This is a genomic window from Streptomyces flaveolus (genome assembly GCF_044765825.1).
GTDB classification, from domain to species: Bacteria; Actinomycetota; Actinomycetes; order Streptomycetales; family Streptomycetaceae; genus Streptomyces; species Streptomyces flaveolus.
Window position 1 is genome coordinate 72,664 of record NZ_JBIWKU010000016.1, and the last position, 22,725, is coordinate 95,388.

Consider the following 22,725-nt stretch of genomic DNA (forward strand, 5'->3'; position numbering starts at 1 on the left):
GAGCGGAAGCAACGGAATGCCGAAGCAGCCTCGAAACGATCAAGACACGAAGGAGTTTCCGATGTCCAAGCCCCCGCTGCCGCCCGAGGCCGTCGACCTGCTGCGCCGCCCCAACCCGTGCGTGATGGCCACCCTCCGCTCGGACGGCGCCCCCGTCTCCACGCCCACCTGGTACGTGTGGGAGGACGACGGCCGCGTCCTGATCAGCCTCGACGAGGGCCGCGTACGCCTCAAGCACCTGCGCCGCGACCCGCGCGTGACCCTCACCGTCCTGGACGGCGACGACTGGTACACGCACGTCACCCTCATCGGCCGCGTCACCGAGACCCGGGACGACGAGGACCTGGCCGACATCGACCGGATCTCCACTCACTACACGGGCAACGCCTACCCGGACCGGGTCCGCGCCCGCGTCAGCGCGTGGATCGAGGTCGAGCGCTGGCACGGCTGGGGCTCGATGAAGGACAGCGACCAGGCGTCGACCTGAGCGCCGGCCCGGCCGGTTCCGCGCCGGCCGGGCTCAGCTCGCGAAGACGGCCTGGGCCGCCCGCGCCGTCCGCGCCCGAGGGGCGAGGACCGGCCCGTCGGACGGGTGCCGCCACAGGCCCCGCGCGGCCAGCCGCGGCAGGACGCCCTCGCCGAACCAGTACGCCTCCTCCAGATGCGGGTAGCCGGAGAGCACGAACTCCTCGATGCCCAGGGACGCGTACTCCTCGATCCGCTCGGCGACCTCCTCGTGGCTGCCGACCAGGGCGGTGCCCGCGCCGCCGCGCACCAGGCCGATGCCGGCCCACAGGTTGGGGTGGATCTCCAGACCGTCGCGGGCGCCGCCGTGCAGCGCCAGCATGCGCCGCTGCCCCTCCGACTCGCTGCGCGCCAGGCCCTCCTGCACGGCCGTCACCGTGGCCGGGTCGAAGCCGGACAGCAGCCGTTCCGCCTCCGCCCAGGCCTGCGCCGAGGTGTCGCGGCTGATGACGTGCAGCCGGATGCCGAAGCGCAGGGTGCGGCCCTCCTGCGCGGCGAGCTCCCGGACCCGGGCGATCTTCTCGGCGACCTGCGCGGGCGGCTCGCCCCAGGTGAGGTACACGTCGACGTGCCGCGCGGCGACCTCGATCGCGGCGGGCGACGAGCCGCCGAAGTAGACCTCGGGCACCGGGTCGGGTACGCGGGCCAGCTTCGCGTCCTCCACCCGGAGGTGCTCGCCGAGCAGATCGACACTCCCGCCGTCCCACAACTGCCGGACCACGCTCAGGAATTCGCCGGTACGGCGGTAGCGGGCGTCCTTGTCGAGGAAGTCGCCGAAGGCCCGCTGCTCCCGGCTCTCGCCGCCGGTGACCACGTTCAGCAGCAGCCGCCCGCCGGTCTGCCGCTGGAAGGTGGAGGCCATCTGTGCGGCGAGCGTCGGAGACAGGAGCCCGGGCCGGAAGGCCACCAGGAACTTCAGACGCTCGGTGTGCTGGCTGACCATCGCGGTGGTCAGCCAGGCGTCCTCGCACCAGGCGCCGGTGGGGGTGAGGGCGCCGGCGAAACCGAGGTTCTCCGCGGCACGGGCGATCTGGCTCAGATAGGCCACCGTCGGGGGCCGGTCCCGGCCGGACGTGGTGGCCGGTGTGCCGTGGCCGCCGCCGACGACGTCGCGGCTGTCGCCGTTGGTGGGCAGGAACCAGTGGAAGGTCAGGGACATGCCGTCTCCGATCAGGGGGAGGTCTTCGGGGCGCCGGGTCAGCTCGCCGCGGCGAGCAGCGGGGCGTGCCCGAGCGCGGCCGAGAACTGGTCGACCACCTGGGTGAGCGCCTCGGCGGCGGCCGGGGCGACCGACAGGGTCCCGTCGTCGTGCCGGGTGAGGTCCCGGTCGAGGGTGAACCAGCCCTGGACGATGTGCCGCGCGCCCATCGAGGTGAGGACCGGACGCAGTGCGTAGTCGATGGCCAGCACATGGGCGACGCTGCCGCCCGTCGCGAGCGGCAGCACGGTCTTGCCGGTGAGCGCGTACTGCGGGAGCAGATCCAGCAGCGCCTTCAGCACACCGGAGTACGCGGCCTTGTAGACCGGGGTGCCGACGACCACGCCGTCCGCGGCGGCGAACAGCTCGGTGGCCTCCACGATGGCCGGATGCGCGAAGTCGGCGCCCAGCAGCGCCTCGGCGGGGATGGTGCGGACGTCGAGCGGGATCACCCGGTGGCCCTGCGCGACCAGCCGCTCGTCGAGGTGGCGCAGCAGACGGTTGGTACGGGAGGAGGCGGAGGGGCTGCCGGAGACGGACAGGACGGTGGCCATGGGGGACCTCTTTCGGGAAACGCCCGGAGACCTCCGCGTGCCGGAGCACGCGGGGGTGCGGGAAGGGGACATGAGGGCCGGCGGGCGCGGACCCGAGCGGGGAAGCCGGCTCGTCGGAACACGCCGTGCGCGTGCGCGGGTGAGGGGGACAGTCCGTGCGGGAGGGCGGCCGTGTCCGGGGGTTGCGCGCCGCTGCGGGAGAAAGTGGGCCTGCCGGCGGGAAGGTCAGACCGGGCGGCGACAGCAGGCGCTGGAGACACGCGCGAGGTCGACGTGGCGTCGCCGCGTGAGATCCGGTCGCGTCTGCTTCATGACGGCGATCGTCGCAGTCGGCCCGCGCGGCCGTCAAGGAACAGCGGTCCGTTCCCGTCCGTCCACCGCGGGATTTCACATGGGCGTGACATGGCCGCCGGTACAGTGAACGCGGCCCCGCCCCATCGCCATGCGGGTGCGTTCCGGGGGTACTCGAACCTCCATGACGTTGCCCAAGCCGCTCAAGAACGCGCTGATCGTCGTGCTGACCTACGCCTGCGCCGTGCTGATCCTGCGGTACCGGCGCGACGGCATGGACTGGGGCCCGGCACTGCTGATCGCCCTGCTCGTGACTCCGCTGGCCCTGCTGCTGTCCGCGGGGCGGGAGCGGCTGATGGGCACGGCCCGGCGGGCGGGCGAGCGGGCGCGGGAGCGCCGTCGGGGGCACGCCGCCGAGTAACGCGGCGGCGGGTGCCCCGGATGCGCGGCGTGGCACCGACGCCGACCATGCGGGTGGGGCCGTGCGGGGCAAGTCGGAGAGGGCCGGATGCGGGCTTTTGGGCCACATTCACTTCGACGGTTTTCGGCCCGTGAGGCGCGCACGGGAGACGCCCCTTCCGTGGCCCTGCTTCACACCCTGCCCGTTGCCGAAGCGGCATACCCCGCGCCAGGGGCGTGATCCGGCCTGACCGCCCGTCCCGGCCGCGGTCCGCGACGCCGTCGAGAACGGCGTATTGCTGTCGCTGTCTCCCCGGTGCGGCCACATGCCGTGCTTCTCCGGCGGGACCCCGGGGCAGACGGCTGGGGACATTGGGGGACGAGCCCGGTGGTCCGCGAGGACGGCCGGGATGACCTTGGGGGTCGTACATGGTCCGTGTTCTCGTGGTGCACGACGCGCTGCTGCTGCGTTCGGCGCTGGCACAACTGCTCCTGTCCGCCGACGGACTGGAGGTCTCGTCCATGTCCTCCCAGGGCGAGGACGACTTACCCGCGGACGTGTGCGTCGTGGACGGAGACTGTCTGGAGGGCACGGAACTCTGCCGCGCACCCTTCTGGGAGCGGTGCGGGACACGGCTGGTCGTCCTCGCGGCTCCGGAACGGCCGGGCGTGCTGCGCAGGGCGTTCGACGCGGGAGCGCTCGGCTTCGTCGCCAAGGACGCCCCGTCCCACCGTCTGATCGACGCCGTGCACACCGTCGCCAAGGGGGAACGGTTCCTCGACGAGAGACTCACTGTCGCCCTTCTCGAGGCGTCCCGGACCCCGCTGACGGCCCGTGAGCTGAACGTGGTGGCGCAGGCCGCGCAGGGCTCCTCCATCGCCGAGATCGCCGGCGCCCTCCACCTGTCGCGGGGGACGGTGCGCAACTACATGGCCAGCGCGATACGGAAGGTCGGCGCGCGCAACCGGGTCGACGCGATACGCATCGTCCAGAGCGCCGGCTGGGTGTGAGAACGCGGGGCACGGGGCGCGCCGGGGTCACTTCCCGGTCTCGCCCCAGTGCCCCACCAGATCGCGGTAGAGCGGTGAACGGCCCAGGAGTTCACGGTGCGTCCCGCATGCCGCACCGACACCGTCCAGTACCAGGATCCGGTCGGCCCGCAGCGCCGACGACATGCGGTGGGCCACCACGACCAGCGCACCCGGACGGCGGGCGAGGGCCTCCTCGGCCCGCGCCTCGGCGGCCGGGTCGAGGTGGCAGGTCGCCTCGTCGAGCAGGAGCAGGCGGGCCGTGGACAGGTGCGCCCGCACCAGCACGAGCAGCTGGCGCTCGCCCTGCGAGAGATCGCCCGGGCCGAGCGGCGCGTCGAGCCCGCCCAGGCGCTCGACGAGACCGTCGGCACCGAGCTCGCGCACGGCGGCCCGGATGCCGGCCGCGGACGCGTCCGGCCGCAGATACGTGAGGTTGTCCCGCACCGTCGCGCTGAAGACGTACGCCTGCTGCGGCAGCAGGACGCGCAGGGCGGAGAGTTCGGCCGGGGCCCGGCCGGTGACCGTACGGCCGGCCACCTCGACCACACCGCCGCTCGGCGCCAGTGTTCCGGCGACCAGGCGGGTGAGGGTCGACTTGCCGATGCCGCTGGGGCCGACGACGGCCAGGTGCTCGCCGTCCTCCACCCGCAGGTCGAGCGCGTCGAGGACCGGTTCCGCCCGCGCACCGTAGGACAGCGTCACCGACCGCAGTTCCACGGCGGGTACGGGTGACCCCGCCCGCCGGCCGGCGTCCGCCGTGGGCGCCGGCGGCGTCGTGCCGGGGAGGGGCGGACGCGGCCCCGGCCCCGTGATGCGGTCCAGGACCACCAGCAGCCGCGTGCCCGCGGCGCCGATCGCCGTCATCAGGGTGTGCAGAGCGGGCAGCAGGGCCTGGGCGAGGTACGTGAAGGCCCCCAGCAGCGCCCCGGTGCCGACCCCCCTGCCGCGCAGCCACGGCACGGCCACCAGCAGCAGCAGGACCGGCAGCTGACCGGCGACACCGAGGGCCAGCGTGCGCACCGCGGCCCAGCGGGCGAGGACACGCGCGGTGGCGGCGGCGTCCGCGACGAGCCGTTCACCGCTGCGTGCCACCTCTTCCTGTGTACCGCAGGCGGTGATGTCGCGCAGCGCCCCCCGCGTCCGCGCCGCGTGATCGCCCAGCGCCTCGTCGGCGGCGAGGGCCCGGCGCTGCGCCGCAGCCATGGGCCGCAGCGTCACCAGGAACAGGGCCAGGCCCCCGGCGAGGGGCGGCACGACGACCAGCAGCAGCGCCGGGTCCAGCGAGAACAGACCGAGCAGCGCGCCCGCGGCGGTGAACACGAACGAGCGCAGCGTCAGCACGAGCCCGGCGAAGCTGTCCCGCACGATCTCGACCTGGTTGGTGAGCCGCGACACGGCGGCACGGTCCCCACCACCGGGACGGGCCTGCGCCTCCGCCATCGACCGCTCGACCGCCCGCCGCACCAGACGGTCCCGCAACGGCTCGGTCAGACCGGCCAGTTGGGCGAAAACGCCCCTGACCACGGGCGCCCCGAGCACCACGGCGAGGGCGGCGACCCCGAGCCAGCCGAGCCCCGCGGCCGTGTCTCCGGCCAGGAACCCCCGGTCGACGGCCTGCGCGACGCCGTACCCGATCAGGAAGGTCTGCGCCGACTCGGCCACCGACCACGCCCCGAGCCGCGCGAGGACGCCCTTGCGCCCGGCCAGGAACCGCCGGGCGGGCGGCACGGCCCGGCGCAGCGGACCGGGCTCCCGGCCGGACCACGCCGTCCGGCTGCCGTCGGCGGCGGTCACGGCCGCGCCTCGCCGTGCAGGGAGGCGATCCGGTCGCCCGCGGGCCCGGCGCCGGTCTCCTCGGCACCGGATTCCGCGCCGGTGGCGAACACGGCCCGGTAGGCGGCCCGTTCCCACAGCCGCCGATGGGGGCCGACCGCCCGGACCCGCCCGTCCTCCAGCCAGATCACCAGGTCCGCCCGCGCCGCGACCGACGGACGGTGCGCCACGACCAGGCGCGTGGTGCCTTCGAGGGAGTGGCGCACCGCCCGGTCCACGGCGTGCTCGGTGGCGGTGTCGAGACTGGAGGTCGCGTCGTCCATCACGAGCAGTCGGCCCGCGTGGGCGAACGCCCGGGCCAGACCCAGACGCTGGTACTCGCCGCCGGACAGCGGGACGTCGGCGAGCCGGGTGTCGTACGTCCGCGGCAGGCGGCGTACGAAGGCGTCGGCACCCGCGACACGGACCGCCTCCCGCACCCGGTGCGGCGTCGCGGGGCGCGCCCCGGCCGCGACCGCCTCCGCCACCGTGCCGTCACCGAGCACAGGACGTGCGAAGGCGAAGCCGATCTCGGCGCGCAGGCACGCACGGGTTAGGGAGTCCAGAGGGGCGCCGTCCAGCAGGACCTCGCCCTCGTCGGGGTCGAGCAGCCGGCCCGCCACGGCGGCCAGTACGGACTTGCCGGCGCCGCTGCGGCCCACGACCGCGGCCGTCGCCCCGCCGGGCACCACCACGTCGTCCGCCCGCAGGACCTCCGCCCCCTCCCGCAGGACCCGCACACCCCGTAGCTGGAGGACGCCCGGGCCACCCGGGGGCAGGGTCCGGCCGCCGTGGCGCAGGGCGGGCAGCCGTTCCAGAGCAGCGGTGCGCTCCCGCGCCGTCCGCCCCCGGACCAGCGCGCCGAGCAGGGTGGCCGCGCTGCCGAACCCGGCGGCCAACTGCGCGTAGCGGCACACCGCCAGCAGCTCGCCGACGCTCAGGGCTCCCGCGCCGAGCCGGAGGCCGCCGACGGCCGTGGCCGCCACCGTGAGCAGCGGGACGAGCACACCGCCGGTGGCCAGCGCCCGCCCGTGCAGTGCCCACATGCGCTCGCCCAGCGCGCTGAGCTCGGCCAACGGGTCGAGCACCCGGTCGCGTTCACGGTCCGTCGTCCCGGCCGCGGCGATGGTCTCCGCGCCCTCCATGGCCTCCAGCAGGCGGCCGGCGATGTCCGACTGCACGCGCTGGTAGGCACGCACCGAGGCCCCCGTGTCGCGCGCGAACACCCGCAGCACGAGTACCAGGGCGGGCAGCCCGGCCAGGACGCACACGGCGACCCACACGTCGACGAAGGCCAGCGCGACGAGCGCGCCGGCCGGGGTGATCAGCGAGGCGGCCAGCGCGGCCCGGGCAGCCGGGGCGCCGCCCGCGTCGGAGGCGTTGAGCGTCAGCCGCGTCCCGACGTCTCCCGCGGAGTACGGACGCGCCCTTTCCGGTACGGCGTGCAGCAGGCCGGTGAGGGCGCGGGAGCGGATCGACGCCGTCCAGCCGGCGGTGCACCGGCCGGTGAGCAGCGCGGTCAGGCTGTCGAGGAGCACCTCGCCGGCGAGCACCACCACGCTCACCACGAGCCAGGGTCCGGCGTCGCCGTCGTCCAGCAGCAGGTCCAGCGCCCGGCCGAGGACCAGGGGCTGCGCGACCGCGGCGGCGGCCGCCGCCACCGAGCACACCAGCACCAGCAGTTCGGGCCCACGGCCGGGGTCCGCGCCGGGCACTCGCTGTTGTCGTCGCCGGACCGGGGTCGTGTCCACCGGCAGCCCCTCCTCGTGGTCGGCGCCGCACACGGCGGCGACGAGACACGGCACCGGCGCCCCGGCGGTGAGGCCGGGACGCCGGTACCGGACCGCACGGCCCGCCGCGGTGACCGCGGCGGGCCGTCTCGGACGTCAGTTACAGGTCGTGATGCTGAGGCTGCTGTCGCCGCAGAGCAGCAGGCTGGCGCGGCTGCCGGTCTCGACGTCCCCCATGGCCTCTTCCTTCGGGGTCTCCATCGACTGCAGGTCGAACAGGTTCATGTGCTCATCCCTTCGTACGGACAACGGGTGCTTGTTCACGGCCCCTCGTGGGACCGGCTCATGGGCCGCGGCTCGGGCCGCGGCGGTGGGAGGAACGGCAGACCGGCGGACCGGTCGCCGTGTACGGACGCGAGGGCCAGCAGACAGCCGGCCGTCCCGGTGGACAGGTCCATCGACAGGCGCATCATCTGCTCGCCGGGAAAGGCGAGCCGGCCGCGGTAGGACATGGCGTGCCAGGCCAGCGCGTCGATCTGGCGCCGGACGGCCGCGGGCCCGGTGCCCGGGCCGGGCGCCGTCGTCCGGCCGAGGTACAGCACCATGCCGGCGACGCCACGGTAGAGCCCGGGCTGGGCGTAGAACATGGCCTGCGCCGCGCGCACGATCTCGCTCCGCGCCCGCTCGAACTCCTCGTCGGCGCGGTGCGCCAGGTAGTCGTCGAGCACCATGCCGATGCCCACGCTGCCGGCCCCCAGGTACGGCATGGTGCGCCAGCCCTCGTCCACCTGGAGGGCGCCGCCCGCGCCGCGGACGCAGCGCGCGAGATCCTGGCGCAGCGCGTCGCCGGCGAGGTCCAGCAGGGCGGTGTCCCCGGTGCGTTCGTACAGGCGCAGGAACAGCAGCGCGCTGCCCGTCGCGCCGTGCAGCAGACCGGCGCGGGCCCGGCGGCCGGACCCCCGGCCCGGTGGACCGGCCGGTGCGCTCCGTGCGCTCAGCTCGGCGCACCGCAGGGCAGCCGTGCGCAGGGCCGGGTCCCCGGTGGAGGCGGCCAGGGAGTCCAGCATCAGGCCGATGCCGGCCGTGCCGCCGTGCAGGTCCGGGGAGAGTCCGTCGAGAGGATGCTCCAGGAGTGTCGCGGTCAGGTCGAGCGCCCGGGCCCGGTGCCCGAGCCGGTCCAGCGTCCAGGCGGTCCCCGCGATCCCGTCGTGGAAGCCCAGCGGCATGCCCGACGGCGGTTCCTTCGTCCGCTCCAGGAGCCACTGCTCCCCGTCCTCGTCGCGTCCCGCACCGCTCTCGGCGAGGGCGTACAGCACGCCGGCCGCTCCGTATCCGAACGAGAGGCCGCCGCCCGCCGTGGCGAACTGGGCGACGTCGCCGGGGAACAGACGGTCGTCGCGGGACGGGGTCGCCGACGCGCGGACGGCCGCCGCCATCGAGTCCCGGCTGCGGGGCCAGTCACCCGGCTCGACCGGGACGAAGCCGCTCCCGTCCCGGCGCGCCGACGGCGGACGGACCGGCGTGCCGGTGATCTCGGCGACCGCCGCGTCCAGGAAGGCCCGCGGGACCGGGAACTGCCGCGCCACCACGTCGGCGAGGTGCTCCGCCTTGCGCCGGTCCAGCGCCAGCAGGCTGGTCAGGGGCAGGAACAGGGCCAGCCGCAGACAGGCCAGGGCGTACCGGTCCACGGCCGGGCCCCGCCGGCCGGGCGGCGCCACGAACCCGGGGTGCGCGACGGTCTGCCGGCCCGGCTCGTCGACGTGGTGGGCGGCCTCGAAGTCCAGCAGGGCCACCCGTCCGTCGTCGCGGACCATGATGTTGAACAGGTGCAGGTCGTTGAAGACCACGCCCCGCTCGTGCACCTGCGTGACGGCCCGCTCGACCTGGGCGTGGATGTCCAGCGCCCACTCGGTGTACTCGGCGAGCCGCCCTTCGTCCGGGTCGGCCTCGATGAGCGGATGGCGCCGGGCGAAGAAGGTGTTGAGCGGCTTGCCGTCGAGGTGTTCGAGGACCAGGAAGTGGTGCTCTCCGACGGTGAACGCGTCCCGCACCTCGGGGGTGCAGTCCAGACCGGACAGCCGCTCCAGGGCCCGGCGTTCGCGCTCCAGCCGGGCCACCGCGTCCGCCCCGTCGGCCGCCAGACCCGCGCGCGGGCGGCCCTCCTTGAGGACCACGAGCTCACCGGTGCGTGTGTCCCGCGCCCGGTAGACGCCGCCTCCGTTGGAGAAGTGGAGCGCCGCCTCGACGGTGTAGGGGATGTCCGCCAGGGTCACCGTGGCCCGCGCGTCGAGGTGGGGCCGCAGGAACTCCGGCACGCTCACCCAGTCGGGCACCCGGAACACCGGGCCGCGCAGGTCCGGAACGAGCACTCCGTCAGGGTCCGCGACCGCCGGCCGCAACTCGCCGTCCTCGTCGTAGCAGTTGCGGCGGGTGAAACTGCCGTAGCGCACGTGCACCGGGCCGTCGCCGAGTCTGAGGTCGCTCAGGATGTGCGGTCCGGGCTCGCCCGCCAGCAGGTCGCTCAGCTCGCCCGCGAGGCGTTCGAACCGCTCCTCGTCCGCCGGGTACACGGTGATGAACTTGCCGCTGCCCGCCCGGTCGGCGTACTTGGCGTTGCGCTGGTGGAGCAGATAGCGGCTCGGGACGAACTTGAACGCGACACCGTGCTCGAGGCAGTGCCGCCGTACGCGCTCCAGGACGGATTCGGCGTTGTCCAGGCAGGCGGAGACGTGGATCTTCCAGCCCTGCGCCGGCAGTTCGGCGTCCAGCGGCCGCAGGGCCAGCCAGTCGCCGCTCTCGCCGCGCTGCCAACCGGCCGGGACCGGCTCGGTGGCCGCCGCGTACCGGGTGCCGGCCGCGGCGGTGCCGGGGGCCGTGCGGTGCGGCGCGTCGTAGAAGTGCGGGTCTGCGTCGCAGTACACGGCGTAGCCCTTGTTCACGCCTTCTCCCTCCACCGGTCGGTGCCGAGGAAGACGCTGTCACGCGCCACCGCGCCCGGGACAGTCACCGCTGTCACCTCTCGAACGTGCGGAACGCACAGGTAACTTGGGAGGCGCCGGAGACGACGAGGTGACGCCGCTGTCGGTCGGCGGGGTGACCGTCCGGACGGATCTCTCCCCGCGACGCGGCCGTCCGTAGACCGGCGGTGCTCTGCGCTACGCGGCCACGACCGACCCGACGGTGGTGATCCAGCGCCTGCTCGTCGGCACGGGAGGGCTGCCCGTGACGTACCTGGTGCGGTGGAGAGCCGGCGGGTGCGTCGGGACCGTCTCTAGTCCTTGCGTCCGGTCACGGCCACCGTGACACCGAGGCCGATCATGGCCAGGCCGCCCACCCCGCCGACCGCGGACAGCCGCCGCGGGGAGTCCGCGAACCAGTCGCGCGCCGTGGCCGCGAGCAGTCCCCAGGCGCTGTCGCAGGCCACCGCGATGACGTTGAACACCAGGCCGAGCAGCAGCATCTGAGCCGCGACACCACCCTGCTCACGGTCGACGAACTGCGGCAGCACCGCGGCGAAGAAGACGATGGTCTTGGGATTGGTCACACCGACCGCGAACCCCTCCCAGAAGGTGCGCCGGCCTCCAGGCGCCTCCCCGTCGCCGGTGAACGCCGCCCGCAGGGAACGCCGTTCGCGCCACGCCTTCACCCCGAGGTGCACGAGGTAGGCGGCGCCCGCCAGCTTGAGCACCGTGAAGACCAGGAGCGAACGTTCCACGACCGACCCGACCCCCAGGGCGACGGCGACGACCAGCACGTACGCGCCGAGGGTGTTCCCGACGACCGTGGTGAGCGCGGCCCGGCGCCCCTGCGCGAGCGCCCGGCCGATCACGAACAGCACACTGGGGCCCGGTACCACGATGAGCAGCAGCGACAGGGCGGCGAAGGCGAGGAGACGGTCGGGCGACACCATGACGCCATGCAAGCACGGGGCGGGCCCGGCGATCCACGGCATTTCGCGGCCGCCGGCCGGCCCGGTCGACATGGCCGGCCCGCTCGCCTAAGATCTTCCGCGCGGCATCGCGTGCCGGTCACCGGCCGGGTGAGGCATGGAGGCGCCGCGGAGATGCCCGTGGAGGCATTGACCGTGTCAGTCGAGTTCAACCACACCATCGTTCTCTCCCGCGACCGGGAGAAGTCCGCCCGCTTCCTCGCCGGGATCCTCGGCCTCGAGGTCGGGGAACCCGCCGGAATGTTCCTGCCCGTGACGACCGCCAACGGCGTCACCCTGGATTTCGCCACCGTCGGCACCGACATCCCGGCCCAGCACTACGCGTTCCTCGTCTCCGAGGACGAGTTCGACACCATCCTCGCCCGGCTCGTCGAGGGCCGGGTCCCCATCCAGGCCGACCCGCACGGGCGGCACCCGCGCCGGATCAACCGCAACGACGGCGGACGCGGCGTGTACTTCACCGACCCGTCCGGGCACGGCATGGAGGCCTTCACCCGCCCCTACGGCAGTGACCCGGCCTCACCGCTGAACGGCGTCACCGAGGACGTGCCCGGAGCACACTGACCGCCGGCGGCCGGATCCCCTGCGGTACCGCTACCGGGCCAGCAGGTCCCGCAGGGCCCCGGCGACCTCCCCGGGCGCCTCCTCCGCCATGAAGTGGCCGCAGCCGACCGTGACGTGCCGCAGATCGGGGGCCCAGGCCCGCCACAGCGCGGTGGCGTCGTACCCGAGGGCCGTGCCCCAGTCCTGCTGGAGCACGGTCACCGGCATCCGCAGCCGGTTGCCGCGCTCGCGGTCGGCCCGGTCGTGGTCGACGTCGATGCCCGCCGAGGCCCGGTAGTCGGCCACGATGGACGGCACCGCCTCGCGCGACGCCTTCAGATAGGCGGCGCGGACGTCGGTGGGCAGGGCGCCCGGGTCCCGGGTCCAGACGTCGAGGAAGTGGCCGAAGAAGGCGTCCGGGGCGGCGCCGATCAGCTGCTCCGGCAGACCGGGCGGCTGCGCCATCAGATACAGGTGGAAGCCCACGGCCGCCGTCGTCCCGTGCAGGACGTCCCACATGTTCAGGGTCGGCAGCACGTCCAGCGCGGCCAGGTGCGTCACCGCGTCCGGGTGGTCGAGTCCGGCCCGGATCCCGACCAGGGCGCCCCGGTCGTGCCCGGCCAGCGCGAACCTGTCGTGCCCGAGCGCCCGGGCCAGGGCGACGACGTCGGCGGCCATGGTCCGCTTGGCGTACGCGGCGCCGTCGCCGCCGGCGGGCTTGTCGCTGTCGCCGTAGCCGCGCAGGTCCGGGCAGATGACCGTGTGCTCGGCGGCGAGGTCGGCGGCGACGTGCCGCCACATCAGGTGGGTCTGCGGGAAACCGTGCAGCAGCACGAGCGGGCTGCCGGAGCCGCCGACGGCCACGTTCAGCGCGACGCCGTCGGCGACGGTGACACGGTCGTAGGTGAAGCCGGGAAGGGTCGGTGCCATGAGTGATCGGTGCCTTTCGGTGTTCTTCGACGCGTCCGGTCCAGGACGTCTCCCAGGCTGCCGGGCGCGGATCAGCAACCGATCAGCACGCGTACCGTGGTGATCACGGACCACGGGCGCGACGACGCGGAGCAGGGCGGACGGAACATGGAAGCGGTCACCTTCGGGGTGCTCGGGCCCGTCACGGCCGAACGGGACGGCGACCCGCTCGACCTGCGCGGACCCCGGCACCGGGCCCTGCTGGCCCGGCTGCTCCTGGCCCGGCGGCGCGTGGTCCCCGTCGCGCGTCTGGTCGAGGACCTGTGGGACGTACCGCCCGCCCGGGCCGTGGGCACGGTGCGTACCTTCGTCGGCGATCTGCGCCGGGCCCTGGAACCCGAACGCCCGCGCCGCGCACCGGCCCGGCTGCTGGTCACCGAGGGTCCCGGCTACGCCCTGCGCGCGGCACCGGACGCGGTGGACGCCTGGCGTTTCGAGGAGGGCGTGGCCCTCGCCGAACGGCTGCCGGCCGACCGGGCGCCGGCCCGGCTCGGCGCGGCCCTGGGGGAGTGGCGGGGACCCGCCTACGCCGAGTTCGGCGGCGAGGGCTGGGCCCGGGGCGAGCGCGCCCGGCTGACCGAGCTCAGACTTCACGCGGTCGAGCGGCGGGCGGACCTGCTCGTCGGCCACGGCCGGGCGGCCGAGGCGGTCCCCGACCTGGACGCACACCTGGCCGAGCACCCCTGGCGCGAGGAGGCATGGCGGCTGCTCGCCCTGGCCCTGTACCGGACCGGCCGCCAGGCGGACGCCCTCGCGGTACTGCGCCGGGCCCGCGCCCTGCTCGCCGGGGAACTGGGCATCGACCCCGGGCCCGGCCTGCGCCGGCTGGAGGCCGGCATCCTCGCCCAGGACCCGTCCCTCGACCCGCCCGCCGAGCCCGCGGACGCCGCCGCCCGCCTGTGGTCCCGCGCGACCGAGGCGTACGACCGCACGGTCGCCGCCGGGGCCCGCGCCCGCCTGGAGTCGACCGTCGGCCTGCTGCGCGACCTCGCGGTCACCGGCGGCGGTGGTCTCGAGGCGGCCCGGGAGCACCGCGCGGCGGCGATCGTCGCGGCCGAGGAGACCGGCGACGCGGAACTCGCGGCCCGGGTGATCGGCGCCTACGACGTCCCCGCCGTCTGGACCCGCAGCGACGACCCCGAAGCGGCACGGCGGATCGTCACGGCGGCCGAACACACCCTCGCCGCCCTGCCGGACGACGCCTGGGCCGCCCCGGCCCGCTGCCGGCTGCTCGCCACCGTCGCCCTGGAGTCCCGGGGCGTCCGCTCCCCGCGCGGACCCGAGGCCGCCGCCGAGGCCGAGCGGATCGCCCGCCGCCTGGACGACCCCGCGCTGCTGGCGTTCGCCCTCAACGGCGCCTTCATGCAGTCCTGCACCACCGCCGGGCTCGCCCCGCGCCGCGACGCGATCGGCGCCGAACTCATCGCCCTCGCCCGCCGGCACGGCTTGCACAGTCACGAGGTGCTCGGCCACCTGATCCGCGTCCAGGCGCGCTCCGCCCTCGCCGACTTCACCGCCGCCGACGAGCACGCCGACGCCGTGGACCGCCTGGCCGAACGGTACGAACGGCCCCTGGTGGCGGTGTTCACGTCCTGGTACCGGGCCCTGCGGCAGGCCGCCGCCGGCAGCCCTCACGACCGGGCCGAGGCCGGCTACCGGGCCGCCGCCGCACGGCTCGACGGCGCGGGGATGCCCGGCCTGGAGCGCGGCCTGCTGCCCCTGGCACTGCTCGGCCTGCGCCTGGCCCACGGACGGCCCGCGGAGGTGGACCCGCGGGCCGACTGGGGCCCGTACCGCCCGTGGGCCGAACCGTTCGCGCTCCTGCGCGAGGGCCGCGACACCGAGGCCCGGTCGGCGCTCCGCGCCCTCTCCGAACCGCCGCCCGACCTCCTCCACGAGGCCCTGTGCTGCGCCGAGGCCGCGCTCGCCCTCGCCCTCGGCGACCGCACGGCACTGCGACGGGCGTACCGCAGGCTGCTCCCCGCCTCCGGTGAACTCGCGGGCGCGGGCAGCGGGTTGCTCACCTTCGGGCCCGTCGACGACTGGCTCGCCGCGATCCGCCGCGCGCTCGGTCCGGCCGGCACACCGCCGGACACCCCCGCGGCACCTCACGACTGACCCGGCGCGTCTCCCGGCCGCCCGCGCCCCGTCCGGGCGTCGGTTGGGCCGAGCCTCGCCGGGTACCCGGCAGCGCATGAAGTGGCAACAGGTGCAGGACGGTCCGTCCGCGGTGTACGTGGTGGTGCTCGACCCCGGCGAGGACGCGGTCGCCGAGCTCACCGCCTTCGCCCGCGACCGTTCCCTCAAGGCGTCCCAGGTGACCGCCGTGGGCGCCTTCTCGGAGGCGGTCGTCGGCTGGTTCGACCGCGCGGCCAAGGACTACCGGCACATTCCCGTCGGCGAGCAGTGCGAGGTGCTGTCGCTGATCGGGGACATCGCCGTAGCCGACGACGGACCCACCCCGCACCTGCACGCCGTACTGGGCCTGTCCGACGGCTCCACCCGCGGCGGCCACCTGCTCTCGGGCCGGGTCTGGCCGACGCTGGAGGTCGTCGTCCGCGACAGCCCGGCGGAGCTGGCCAAGACGCACCGGCCGGAGATCGGCCTGGCCCTGATCGACCTGGGGTGAGCCCGGCCGCCGGAAGACGGTTTACCGGCCCGCGTGCGGGCTACGCGGCCCGCACGCAAGCACGCACCGACACCCAGGGAGGCCCGACGATGACACAGCGCGTCCGAGACGTGATGTCACCCGCGACGGTGGCCGTAGAGCCCATGACCACGGTCACCCGGGCGGCCCGGCTGATGCGCGAGGAGAACGTCGGCGACGTTCTGGTGACCTACGACTGCGACCTGTTCGGCCTGCTCACCGACCGCGACATCGTGCTCCGGAGCGTCGCCGCCGGCCGCGACCCGGACGACACCACGGTCTGCTCGGTGTGTACTCCGCCACCCGTCGTGACCCTCGCACCGGAGGACTCCACCGAGCACGCGGTCGACCTGATGCGGCGCCACGCCGTCCGGCGGCTCCCGGTCGTCGAGCACGGCGGTGTCCCCGTCGGCGTGGTCAGCCTCGGCGACCTCGCCGGCACCGAGGACCCGCACTCCGCCCTGGCGGACATCAGCACGGCCGCCCCCGGCCACTGACCGGGGCGACGGCACGAGCGACCGGGGCGCACCGCCCCGCGCCGACCGAGAATCCGGGAGGGGACGGACGGAGGAAGCGACATGACCCCCCTGGCAGGAACCCCCGCGGCAGGCGCCCGGGAGGACCGCCGTGCCGTCGGCCGCACCGCACGGCTGCGCAGCCGCATCCCCGAACCCGACGAGGAACCCGACCTCCTCGGCCAGTACCTGGCCCAGATCGGCGCCACCCCCCTGCTGACCGCCGAGGAAGAGGTACGGCTCGCCCAGCGCATGCAGGCCGGCGTCCGGGCGCTCGACGAGCTGGCGGCGGCCGACGCCGGCGAACCGGCCCCGGCGCCCGGGCGGCGCCGCGCGCTGGAGAAGTCCGTCCACGACGGCCAGGCGGCCAAGGACCACATGGTGCGTGCCAACCTGCGGCTCGTCGTGTCGATGGCCAAGCGCCACGCCCACCGGGGCCTGCCCCTGCTGGACGTCATCCAGGAGGGCAACCTCGGACTGATCCGGGCCGTGGAGAAGTTCGACCACACCAAGGGCTTCAAGTTCTCCACGTACGCCACCTGGTGGATCCGCCAGGCCATCGAACGGGGCCTCGCGACCCACGCGCGAACGGTACGGCTGCCCGTGCACGTCGTCGAGCAGCTGCAGAAGCTCGCCAAGGTGGAGCGCAGACTCCGCGGCAGCCTCGACCGCGAGCCGACCGTCGAGGAGGTGGCCGCCGAGAGCGGCATCGACGCGGAGAAGGTCGTCTGGCTGCGCCGCGTCGGACGGGACGCCGTCAGCCTGGACACGCCGGTGGACGAGACGGGTGAGACCGTCGTCGGCGACCTCATCCCCGACACCGAGGTGCTGCGGGCCCCGGAGGTCGCCGAGTTCCGGGCCCTGGCGGAGGAACTGCGGGAGGCCGTCGGCACCCTGGCTCCCCGTGACGCCCTCATCCTCAGCCTGCGCTACGGCCTGCACGACGGCCGGCCCCGCACCCTCCAGCAGGTCGCCGAGCACGTGGGCCTCACCCGTGAGCGCGTCCGCCAGCTGGAGAAGGCCTCCCTCGCCCACCTCCGCGCCCCGGAGAACCGGGACCGCCTGCTGGACTGGGCGAGCTGAGCCCCCGGCGGCCCGCCCGGCCTCAGCCGCCGTCCCCGTCCCCCGGCACCCGGAGCCGGGCGCCCTGCCGCAGCAGCTCCCGCTGCACCAGCCGGTACGGCAGCCCGCGCGGTCCGCGCCCGTGCCGGACGGTCAGCGCGGCGCTCACACCGGCCGCGTGGCCGGTCGCCATGGCGATGGGCATGACCCGGTACGACGAGTGCGCCACGTGCGTCCCGGAGATGCAGCGCCCGGCCACCAGCAGCCGCTCCGTGTCCCGGGGGACCAGACAGCGCAGCGGGATGTCGTAGAAGCTGCCCTGCGGCACCCGCTTCAGAGTGGTTCCGGAGCCGCGCGGATTGTGGATGTCGACCGGATAGGCCCCGTGCGCGACGACGTCCCGGAAGGTGCGCGCGGCGAGGATGTCGTGACCGGTCAGCTGGTAGTCGCCGAGGACGCGGCGGGTCTCCCGCACACCGATGTGGGTGCCGCTCTGCACCACGTACGACTCCTCGAACCCCGGCACGCGGGTGCGCAGGAAGCGGTCGATCGAGGCGAGCTGGCGCCGTGCGGTGTACTCGGCGCGGGTGAGGTCCCACACGCTGGTGCCGAGGACGCGGTTCACCCGGGTGCTGTTCACGGCGACCTCGCGCGGGTGCGGGGTCGCGAAGAAGAGGATGTCCTCGCGCGGCAGCCTCAGCTCCCCGGCCGCCCTGGCCTCCTCGACCAGGTCCCACAGGCCGTGCACACCGCGCCACTGGTCGGGATGCGCGCGCACGTAGTCGGCGAAGTCGGGCCGCGCGAAGTCGGCGACGCGGAACATCAGCGTCATCGGCTGCACCAGCCCGTCCTCGGGCCGGCCGATCTCGTACGGCGCCCCGCAGGCGGTCGCGACGTCCCCGTCCCCGGTGGCGTCCACGACCACCCCGGCGTCGATCACCACCGGACCCGACTTGGTCTCGAACACCACCCGCCAGCCGGAACCGTCGTCCAGCGGCAGCGCACCGGAGGCGAAGGAGTGGAACAGCATCCGCACCCCCGACTCGTCCATCATCTCCAGCAGGGCCAGCTTGAACAGCTCGGGGTCGAAGGGAACCGTGTACCCGGTCCTGGGGGACGGCGGAAGACAGCCGCCGCGGCCCATGAGCCGGTCGAGCAGCTGCCACAGCACGCCCGCGACCACCGGCTCGCCCTCGCCGTGGTCGGTGGGCAGCAGCCGCGAGGTGTCCCCGGACTCCGTGAACGCGGCCTGCTTGTGCTCGTTGTGGAAGGACATCAGCGGCATCACCAGCGCCACGGTCGCGTTGCCACCGAGGAACCCGTACCGCTCGACCAGTACCACGTCGGCCCCGGCGTCGGCCGCGCCGACCGCCGCGGCGAACCCGGCGGGGCCACCGCCCACCACCAGGACGTCGCACCGGCCCCCGTGCCGGGCGGGCCGCGGGGGCAGGGTGACCGTGCGGGGCTCGTGGGGTTCTTCCAGGATCGGCATCGCTCTCCCAGGGATCAGGCGTGCAGCGGTCGCGGTTCGGACACGTACGGCCTGGTCCCCGCCGTCTGCGCCCCCGGGCCGCCGCCGATCTCGTCGAGCAGCGAGCCGCAGCGCACGCAGGTCTCCCGGGCCGCCGAGGACAGCTCCCGCATCCGGTCCAGCAGGTCCTCACGGCGCTGCGGGTACTCGTCCCACAGCCGGTCGACCTCCGCCAGCAGCAGCCCCGCCTGCTCCCGGGCCACGCCCACCAGGGCAGGCGCGCCGAGCCGGCGCGCGAAGTCGAAGACCTTGCCGGAGTAGGGCAGCGGCAGCACCGGAACCCCGGTGAGCGCCGCGAAGATCACGAAGTGCAGCCGCATGCCGACGGCCAGGTCCAGATGGCGCATGAAGCCGAGGATCTCCCCGGGGCTGTAGTCGCCGTGCAGGATCCGCCCCTTGTCCGGCGCGGTCATGTGGGAGAGCACGGCGTGCGCGTGCCGTACGTCGTGCCGTTCCATCGGCAGGAACACCACGTGCGCGTCGAGCCGGCGCACCAGGAAGTCCGCGACGTCGGCGAGCAGCGCGTGGTAGTCGCCCTCGTCGAGCTTCTCGGCGGCCCGGCCCGGTTCCCGCACCGACATTCCCACCAGCCGGGCGCCGGTGCGGATGCCCTCGTCGCGCATCATCGCCTCGGTGAACGGCTCGGGACGCAGCAGCAGTGCCGGGTCGGCGGTGACGGTGACCTCGCGTTCCAGGCCGACCTCCTCCAGGACCAGCCGGGACTCCTCGTCCCGCACCACGACGTCGTCCATGTCCGCCAGGACGGTGCGCACCGCCTCCCGGTCCTCGGCGTCCGTCAGCGGCCCCGCGCCCACGGCGTAGGCGAAGGTGGGCACGCCCCGGGTCTGCGCGGCGCGCACCAGCCGCAGATAGCGGCGGGCCTCGCCGTTGTAGAGGATGCCGCCGCCGCCGAGCACCAGCAGGTCCAGGCCGGGCAGCACGTCCAGGACGTGGTTGCGGCTGACGCCCTCCCAGGGCACCACCTCGTCGGCGTCCCGGTGATGGGCGCGGGTGTGCTCGGCGTTCCGGCTGAGCACCACCAGGTGCGCGTCGGGCCGCTGCGCGCGCAGACAGGCCAGGACACAGGTCAGGATCGCCTCGTCGCCGGTGTTGAACCCTCCGTACGATCCGAGCACGCCGATGCGCGGGCCCGGCCGGGCGGAGTGCGGATGCGAGGGGGCAGTGGTCATCCGGGGGCTCCCGTCACGTCGGAGTCGGCCGGCCCGCCGGCCCGGCACACGGACAGTCTTCGCCCGCGTGCCGTGCCGAGTTGCCTGCCTCACGCCCCGGAAACACCCCATTGGTGCCGTCCTGTCCGGACTTGCGCCGGTGGGTGTGCCGCCCCTCAGATCACGGCGTCCGCGCGCAGCGCCGCGATCTCGTCGGGGGAGCGGCCGAGCTCCGCGAGGATCGCGTCGGTGTGCTCGCCCACCGCCGGCACGGCGTCCATGCGCGCGGGCAGCCCCGCGAGGTCGGCCGGCGGCAGCAGCGCCCGTACCGTGGCACCGCCCGGCACCGGCACCCGGCGCCAGCGGTCGCGGGCGTCCAGTACCGGGTGGTCGAGGAACGCGGCGATGTCGTTGACCCCGGCGCAGGCGATGGCGATGTCCCGCAGGTCCTTCAGGACGGCGTCGCTGTCCGAGCGGGCGATGCGGGCGGCGACCACGGCGTCCAGTTCCTCCCGGTGGGCGACGCGGTCGGAGCCGGTGGCGAACCGGGGGTCCTCCGCCAGCTCGGGCTGTCCGAGGAAGCCGGCGCACAGGGCGGCCCACTCGCGCTCGTTCTGGACGGAGAACAGCACCTCCTTGCCGTCGGCGGCCCGGTAGGCCCCGTACGGCGCGATCGTGGCGTGCCGGGTGCCCAGGCGCGGGGGCTGGCTGCCGCCGTACTCGGTGTAGTAGGCGGGCTGGCCCATCCACTCCGCCAGGGCCTCGAAGAGGGAGACCTCCACCGGGTGGGCCCGGCCGGTGGTGGCGCGGGTGTACAGGGCGGTGAGGATGCCGCTGTACGCGTACATCCCGGCGGCGATGTCGGCGACGGAGATGCCGACGCGCGCGGTCTCCTCGGCGGTTCCGGTGAGCGAGACCAGGCCGGTCTGGCACTGGACCAGCAGGTCGTAGGCCTTGCGGCCGGCCCAGGGGCCGCTGGTGCCGTAGCCGGAGACGGTGCACGGGATCAGCCGCGGGCAGCGCTCCGCGAGGGCCGTGGCGTCCAGGCCCAGGCGGCCGGCGGCGCCCGGCGCGAGGTTCTGCACGAAGACGTCGGCGTCGTCGAGGAGCCGGTGCAGGATCTCGCGGCCCCTCGGGTCCTTGAGGTCGAGGGTGAGCGACTCCTTGGACCGGTTCAGCCACACGAAATAGCTGGAGTGACCGTGCACGGTCGTGTCGTAGCGGCGGGCGAAGTCACCGTCGCCCGGCCGCTCCACCTTGATCACCCGGGCGCCGAGGTCGGCGAGCTGCCGGGTGGCGTAGGGCGCCGCCACGGCCTGCTCGAGGCTGACCACCGTGATCCCGGTCAGGGGAAGCCGCTGCACGCCGATGTCTCCTGCCGCCGGGCCGGGCGCCCGCGGGCGGTACACCCGGCAGGCCTTGTGCGCTGATTTCTACGGCCCCCGTCCGGCGGATGTCAACGGCGGCCGGCCCCCGCACGGGCGCCCTCACCTGTGCCTTCGCCGGCCGGCCCGCGGCCCCTCAGCGGCCCGCCGGGCCCGAGGGTGCGGGCGAGGGCCCGCCGCGGGAGACGACGCGCGTGCCGTGGTCGTCGACGACCCGGGCCTGCAGGGAACCGCAGGCACACCGGGTCCACACCGTGCCGCCCGCCGCGGTGGTGTGCGTGGACACCACCTGGAAGGGCTCGGCACCGTCCGGCCACCCGCAGTGCGGGCAGAGGGCACCAGTCGTGCTGGGCATGGCGACTCCTTCAGGCATGGGTGGTACGCGGGGGAGGGCTGGTGCGCGAGTGCCGATCGACCGCGGCACCACAGACAGGGTGCGGCCACAGATCCGTTCACGTCCAGGTTGACTCCCCGGACCTCACCGTGAAGCGTGGCCTTCATGATTGACCTGCGCAGGCTCCACGTCCTGAGAGCGGTCGCCCACTACGGCACGGTCACCGCCGCGGCCCACGCCCTGCACTTCACCCCGTCGGCCGCGTCCCAGCAGATCCGGCAGCTCGCCCGCGACCTGGACGTCGTCCTGCTGGAGCCGCAGGGCAGGGGCGTACGACTGACCCCGGCCGCCGAGCGCCTGCTCGCGCACGCCGACGCCATCCAGGCCCGCTGGGACGAGGCGGAACTCGATCTGCGCGCGGGGGAGGGGACGCCCGCCGGGCCGCTGCGGGTCACGGGGTTCCCGGTGGCCGTCTCGGTGCTGCTGGCGCCGTTGGCCGCGCGGCTGCGGGAGCGGTATCCGCGGCTGTCCCCACGGATCAGGGAGGCCGGCGTGACGGAGAGCTTCGACCTGCTCTTCGAGGGGGAGAGCGATCTGGCGGTGGTGGAGGCGACGCCGCACAACCCGCCGTCGGCCGACGCGCGCTTCGATCAGCGGCCGCTGCTGGACGACCCGTTCGACCTGGTCGTGCCCGAGGGCCACCCGCTGGCCGGACGGGAGTCGGTCGGCCTGGCGGAGGCGGCGCACGAGCCGTGGATCGCGCCCGTGCCCGAGAGCCCCTGCCGGCCGCACGTGATGTCGGCGTGCGGTGCCGCCGGGTTCACCCCCGACGTGGTGCATCACGCCCTCGACTGGAACGTCACCGCCCACCTCGTCGCGCACGGGCTGGGCGTGGCGCTGATCCCGCGGCTCGCCCGGCCGGACGCGGATCTGCCGATCGTCCGGGTGACCTGTGCGGACCGGCCGCACCGCACGCTGCTGACCTGCACGCGCCGCGGCGGGCATCGGCGCCCGGCGGTCGCGGCCGCGCTGGATGAACTGCGCGTCCTGGCGTCGGGTGCGGTGGCCTGACGCACGGCA

The 22,725-nt window shown here is 74.8% G+C and carries 22 protein-coding genes; 9 read left to right on the top strand and 13 right to left on the bottom strand.

The genetic code is table 11. The features are described 5' to 3' along the window. The first annotated feature begins 61 nt into the window (after window positions 1-61). Complete coding sequence (locus ACIRG6_RS34665; RefSeq protein ID WP_239764842.1) at window positions 62-487, top strand: PPOX class F420-dependent oxidoreductase; 426 nt, start codon at window positions 62-64, stop codon at window positions 485-487. 33 nt (window positions 488-520) lie between these two features. Here the strand turns inward: ACIRG6_RS34665 and ACIRG6_RS34670 are convergent, their stop codons facing one another. The 3 genes from ACIRG6_RS34670 to ACIRG6_RS34680 form a co-directional block, all read right to left on the bottom strand. After that, window positions 521-1,684, bottom strand: a complete 1,164-nt coding sequence (locus ACIRG6_RS34670; RefSeq protein ID WP_403325688.1) for an LLM class flavin-dependent oxidoreductase — start codon at window positions 1,682-1,684, stop codon at window positions 521-523. Between the two features lie 38 nt (window positions 1,685-1,722). Continuing rightward, window positions 1,723-2,277, bottom strand: a complete 555-nt coding sequence (gene ssuE / locus ACIRG6_RS34675; RefSeq protein WP_403325691.1) for an NADPH-dependent FMN reductase — start codon at window positions 2,275-2,277, stop codon at window positions 1,723-1,725. Between the two features lie 225 nt (window positions 2,278-2,502). Beyond that, on the bottom strand, window positions 2,503-2,589 hold the full coding sequence (locus ACIRG6_RS34680) for a putative leader peptide (protein WP_350721800.1): 87 nt from the start codon (window positions 2,587-2,589) through the stop codon (window positions 2,503-2,505). Window positions 2,590-2,752: 163 nt separating this feature from the next. Here ACIRG6_RS34680 and ACIRG6_RS34685 point away from each other — a divergent pair, with 163 nt between their 5' ends. Together ACIRG6_RS34685 and ACIRG6_RS34690 are read left to right on the top strand one after the other, a co-directional pair. Then, window positions 2,753-2,989 (top strand): hypothetical protein, encoded by a 237-nt coding sequence (locus ACIRG6_RS34685; protein ID WP_318215588.1) that lies wholly within the window; start codon window positions 2,753-2,755, stop codon window positions 2,987-2,989. Between the two features lie 407 nt (window positions 2,990-3,396). Further along, window positions 3,397-3,978, top strand: a complete 582-nt coding sequence (locus ACIRG6_RS34690; protein WP_403325694.1) for a LuxR C-terminal-related transcriptional regulator — start codon at window positions 3,397-3,399, stop codon at window positions 3,976-3,978. A 27-nt stretch (window positions 3,979-4,005) separates the two neighbouring features. Here ACIRG6_RS34690 and ACIRG6_RS34695 read toward each other — a convergent pair whose 3' ends face one another. The 5 genes from ACIRG6_RS34695 to ACIRG6_RS34715 all read right to left on the bottom strand — a co-directional run bounded on the left by ACIRG6_RS34695 (window position 4,006) and on the right by ACIRG6_RS34715 (window position 11,451). Next, window positions 4,006-5,793: an ATP-binding cassette domain-containing protein gene (locus ACIRG6_RS34695; protein WP_403325697.1), complete on the bottom strand. Its 1,788-nt coding sequence runs from the start codon at window positions 5,791-5,793 to the stop codon at window positions 4,006-4,008. Then, the gene (locus tag ACIRG6_RS34700) at window positions 5,790-7,562 is read right to left on the bottom strand and encodes an ABC transporter ATP-binding protein (RefSeq protein ID WP_403325884.1); all 1,773 of its coding nucleotides are present in this window, start codon (window positions 7,560-7,562) and stop codon (window positions 5,790-5,792) included. The genes ACIRG6_RS34695 and ACIRG6_RS34700 overlap by 4 nt, the downstream gene beginning before the upstream one ends. A gap of 135 nt (window positions 7,563-7,697) precedes the next feature. After that, window positions 7,698-7,826, bottom strand: a complete 129-nt coding sequence (ramS, locus tag ACIRG6_RS34705; RefSeq protein WP_003972313.1) for a mycelium formation morphogenetic lantipeptide SapB — start codon at window positions 7,824-7,826, stop codon at window positions 7,698-7,700. Between the two features lie 35 nt (window positions 7,827-7,861). Next, entirely contained in the window at window positions 7,862-10,480 is a 2,619-nt protein-coding gene (gene lanKC / locus ACIRG6_RS34710; RefSeq protein ID WP_403325700.1) for a class III lanthionine synthetase LanKC, read from the bottom strand. Window positions 10,481-10,812: 332 nt separating this feature from the next. Further along, window positions 10,813-11,451 carry a LysE family translocator gene (locus ACIRG6_RS34715; RefSeq protein ID WP_364824946.1) on the bottom strand — a complete coding sequence of 213 codons (639 nt, stop codon included), beginning with the start codon at window positions 11,449-11,451 and terminating at the stop codon, window positions 10,813-10,815. Between the two features lie 174 nt (window positions 11,452-11,625). Between ACIRG6_RS34715 and ACIRG6_RS34720 the strand changes: the two genes are divergently transcribed. Further along, the gene (locus tag ACIRG6_RS34720; protein ID WP_318215593.1) at window positions 11,626-12,054 is read left to right on the top strand and encodes a VOC family protein; all 429 of its coding nucleotides are present in this window, start codon (window positions 11,626-11,628) and stop codon (window positions 12,052-12,054) included. A 30-nt stretch (window positions 12,055-12,084) separates the two neighbouring features. Here the strand turns inward: ACIRG6_RS34720 and ACIRG6_RS34725 are convergent, their stop codons facing one another. Continuing rightward, window positions 12,085-12,963 (bottom strand): alpha/beta fold hydrolase, encoded by an 879-nt coding sequence (locus tag ACIRG6_RS34725; protein ID WP_403325702.1) that lies wholly within the window; start codon window positions 12,961-12,963, stop codon window positions 12,085-12,087. 147 nt (window positions 12,964-13,110) lie between these two features. On the opposite strand from ACIRG6_RS34725, the gene ACIRG6_RS34730 reads away from it, so the two are divergent. From ACIRG6_RS34730 to ACIRG6_RS34745, 4 genes are all read left to right on the top strand, one after another. Beyond that, window positions 13,111-15,120 carry an AfsR/SARP family transcriptional regulator gene (locus ACIRG6_RS34730; RefSeq protein ID WP_403325887.1) on the top strand — a complete coding sequence of 670 codons (2,010 nt, stop codon included), beginning with the start codon at window positions 13,111-13,113 and terminating at the stop codon, window positions 15,118-15,120. 76 nt (window positions 15,121-15,196) lie between these two features. Next, the gene (locus tag ACIRG6_RS34735; protein ID WP_350721779.1) at window positions 15,197-15,631 is read left to right on the top strand and encodes a PPC domain-containing DNA-binding protein; all 435 of its coding nucleotides are present in this window, start codon (window positions 15,197-15,199) and stop codon (window positions 15,629-15,631) included. 89 nt (window positions 15,632-15,720) lie between these two features. Further along, window positions 15,721-16,146, top strand: coding sequence for a CBS domain-containing protein (locus ACIRG6_RS34740; RefSeq protein WP_403325705.1), 426 nt, complete (start codon window positions 15,721-15,723; stop codon window positions 16,144-16,146). 81 nt (window positions 16,147-16,227) lie between these two features. Further along, the gene (locus ACIRG6_RS34745) at window positions 16,228-17,247 is read left to right on the top strand and encodes a sigma-70 family RNA polymerase sigma factor (RefSeq protein ID WP_403325707.1); all 1,020 of its coding nucleotides are present in this window, start codon (window positions 16,228-16,230) and stop codon (window positions 17,245-17,247) included. A 22-nt stretch (window positions 17,248-17,269) separates the two neighbouring features. Here ACIRG6_RS34745 and ACIRG6_RS34750 read toward each other — a convergent pair whose 3' ends face one another. The 4 genes from ACIRG6_RS34750 to ACIRG6_RS34765 form a co-directional block, all read right to left on the bottom strand. Next, the gene (locus ACIRG6_RS34750) at window positions 17,270-18,718 is read right to left on the bottom strand and encodes an FAD-dependent oxidoreductase (protein WP_403325710.1); all 1,449 of its coding nucleotides are present in this window, start codon (window positions 18,716-18,718) and stop codon (window positions 17,270-17,272) included. A gap of 14 nt (window positions 18,719-18,732) precedes the next feature. Continuing rightward, window positions 18,733-19,947: a polysaccharide pyruvyl transferase family protein gene (locus tag ACIRG6_RS34755; RefSeq protein WP_350721783.1), complete on the bottom strand. Its 1,215-nt coding sequence runs from the start codon at window positions 19,945-19,947 to the stop codon at window positions 18,733-18,735. 155 nt (window positions 19,948-20,102) lie between these two features. Next, a complete protein-coding gene (locus ACIRG6_RS34760; RefSeq protein ID WP_365022834.1) occupies window positions 20,103-21,296 on the bottom strand; it encodes a CaiB/BaiF CoA transferase family protein in 1,194 nt (397 codons plus the stop codon). A gap of 151 nt (window positions 21,297-21,447) precedes the next feature. Then, complete coding sequence (locus ACIRG6_RS34765; RefSeq protein ID WP_318215601.1) at window positions 21,448-21,666, bottom strand: hypothetical protein; 219 nt, start codon at window positions 21,664-21,666, stop codon at window positions 21,448-21,450. 144 nt (window positions 21,667-21,810) lie between these two features. Here ACIRG6_RS34765 and ACIRG6_RS34770 point away from each other — a divergent pair, with 144 nt between their 5' ends. Next, window positions 21,811-22,716: a LysR family transcriptional regulator gene (locus tag ACIRG6_RS34770; RefSeq protein ID WP_364682370.1), complete on the top strand. Its 906-nt coding sequence runs from the start codon at window positions 21,811-21,813 to the stop codon at window positions 22,714-22,716. The last annotated feature ends 9 nt before the right edge of the window (window positions 22,717-22,725 follow it).